This is a genomic window from Mesorhizobium sp. M7D.F.Ca.US.004.03.1.1 (genome assembly GCF_003998635.1).
Classification (GTDB): Bacteria; Pseudomonadota; Alphaproteobacteria; order Rhizobiales; family Rhizobiaceae; genus Mesorhizobium; species Mesorhizobium loti.
On sequence record NZ_RZQG01001686.1, the window covers coordinates 1 to 566 of the forward strand.

General features: G+C 60.6%; 1 protein-coding gene. It reads left to right on the plus strand.

The genetic code is table 11. The features are described 5' to 3' along the window. On the plus strand, positions 1–308 hold a 308-nt coding region (locus EN935_RS39490), incomplete at its 5' end, for a hypothetical protein (RefSeq protein WP_206534722.1). Positions 309–566 lie beyond the last annotated feature (258 nt).

Here is a 566-nt window from a genome sequence, read left to right on the forward strand (position 1 = left end):
CACCGAAGGTCGAGACGTCAGGGACCAAGGAGCAAGCTACGCCACAGGTGCAGGTACCGACACAGCCGTCACCGGCAGTCGGCCCCGATTTCCGCAAGCTGCTGCGGCAGGGTCAGAAAAAGGACCCCATCGCCGGGAAGGAGATTCGCGAGGAGGAGATGATCCGCTGCGGCTACTACCTGACGGCTGCGGAGCAGCGGCAGTTCAAGTTGCTGGCGATCAGCAACGGGCACAGCATGACCGAACTGCTGCGAAAGGCTGTCCAGGACTATATCCGCATTCATAAGCATAAACTGCCGAAGGAATAATCGGCGGTTTGGAGTCGCTGTCTCTTGCTGTAGCGGGTGATGTTCGGGGCTCTTTTGCGACGCACAAAAGAAGGGCCCGCGACGGAACACTCCGTCGCGGGCCCTGGGACGTCTTGCCTACTTGGGTTGGTTGAGGTGTTTCAGCACCTGGCAGAGGATGGTGTCTCGCACCGGACGCCCGCTGGCTGCCGCTTTGTCGTCGACCAGCTTTGCGGCCAGTTTGGGCGACAGCGGCATGAAGTCGTAGCCGTGTGAGAT